This window comes from Moorena sp. SIO3B2 (genome assembly GCF_010692525.1).
Taxonomy (GTDB): domain Bacteria; phylum Cyanobacteriota; class Cyanobacteriia; order Cyanobacteriales; family Coleofasciculaceae; genus Moorena; species Moorena producens.
Map to the genome: position 1 here is coordinate 1 of NZ_JAAHHE010000755.1, position 1,914 is coordinate 1,914.

Genomic DNA, 1,914 nt, shown 5'->3' on the forward strand with positions numbered 1-1,914 from the left:
TCGTCTAACACTAATAACTGAGGACGTCCCATTAATGCCCGTGCGATCGCTAATTGTTGCTGTTGTCCACCACTCAAGTCACCACCCATCCGGGACAACATTGATTTTAAGACCGGAAACAGCTCAAAGATAGTGTCTAGGATATCGTCTTCAGCCTTTCTACCCCCTCGACGTGCTTCTAAACCCAGCAACAAATTCTCTTTCACCGTTACCCTAGGGATAATCTCCCGCCCTTGGGGCACATAGCCAATCCCTAATCTGGCTCGTCTATCGGTCGATAGTTTAGTCAGCGGTTGACCAGCAAAGGTAATGGTGCCAGTGCGGGGTTTCAGTAATCCCATAATCGTTTTGAGTAGAGTAGTTTTGCCCACACCATTCCGTCCAATCAGGCAAACCATTTGTCCTGCTGGTACATTCAAATCTACATTTCTGAGAATGTGGCTTTCACCGTAGTAGACATTTAAATTGGAAATTTGCAGCATAAGAGTTTTTTAGAATTTAGAATTTAGAATTTAGAATTTAGAATTTAGAATTTAGAATTTAGAATTTAGAATTTAGAATTTAGAATTTAGAATTTAGAATTTAGAATTTAGAATTTAGAATCGGAAATCGGGAATCGGGAATCGGGAATCGGGAATCGCAAAAATACCGATATATTGGATTAACTCTTGCCTATTGCCTATTGCCTATTGCCTATTGCCTTCCCCTCCTGGGAGGGGTTAGGGGTGGGTTCCTCTTGCCTTCCCCTCCTGGGAGGGGTTAGGGGTGGGTTCCTCTTGCCTTCCCCTCCTGGGAGGGGTTAGGGGTGGGTTCCTCTTGCCTTCCCCTCCTGGGAGGGGTTAGGGGTGGGTTGCTCTTGCCTTCCCCTCCTGGGAGGGGTTAGGGGTGGGTTCCTCTTGCCTTCCCCTCCTGGGAGGGGTTAGGGGTGGGTTCCTCTTGCCTTCCCCTCCTGGGAGGGGTTAGGGGTGGGTTCCTCTTGCCTATTGCCTCTTGCCTATTACCTCTTGCCTTAAATGCTATAACACTTTACCCTTTACTCTTCTCCTACTTCTGCTTCCAAGCTTTTTACCACTTCTGCTGGCAGATCCAACAGCTTCACTAAACTTTGGTAAGCTGCTGCTTCAGCATCATTAATTTTTGGTTCGGTAGGTGTACGGGAACTTGATTTAATCACTTCATAAGCCAGCTTCACGATTAGTTTTCGTTCTTCAATAGTTTCTATGTCAGTAGTCAACTCTTCGATGGAAACATTAAGTGCTAAATAATTCTGTAACTCTTGTTGTAATTCTTGCTGTTGTTCTGGATCTGTAGCAAACACTTGGCTAAAGCGAGATATCATCACATCAATTTCTTCTGGTGCCAGCTCACCATCAGACCAAGCCATAGCAGACACAATCCGTAGCATTTTCATTTGCTGTGCTGTAATCGATGGCTTTTGTCCTAAATACACTTCAATCACGCGGGGGTCATTTTGGACTTGATCCATTGTGCCTTCACACAACACTGACCCCTGATGTAACACGGTTACTTGACTAGCAATCTGGCGCACGAATTCCATATCGTGTTCAATCACAATAATGGAATGACTCTTGGCTAGAGCTAGCAGCAAATCTCCGACATTTTCTGTCTCTTCATCCGTTAAACCAGCAACGGGTTCATCTACTAGTAATAAATCGGGAGCCTGAGCCACTAACATCCCAATCTCTAACCGCTGTTTTTCTCCATGGGAGAGTAACTCGGCCAGTAAATTCGCTTTTTCCACTAAACCAATGGTGTGCAGCAAACCCGCTACTGTCCGTTTTTCCCCGGGTAATGTACGTCCAAACAGGGTGGAAAACACATTCTTATCACGATTGCAGGCTAAATCTAAGTTTTCTCGAACCGTTAGATTTAGGTAGACTCGTGGTGTCTGAA

At 45.1% G+C, this 1,914-nt stretch carries 2 protein-coding genes; both read right to left on the bottom strand.

Going from position 1 to position 1,914, the window contains the following annotated elements:
- The coding region (locus F6K38_RS40665; RefSeq protein ID WP_287360514.1) for an ABC transporter ATP-binding protein at positions 1-482 on the bottom strand (482 nt) is incomplete at its 3' end.
- 551 nt (positions 483-1,033) lie between these two features.
- Positions 1,034-1,914: ABC transporter ATP-binding protein C-terminal domain-containing protein (locus tag F6K38_RS44705; protein ID WP_287360515.1), on the bottom strand; the 881-nt coding region annotated here is incomplete at its 5' end.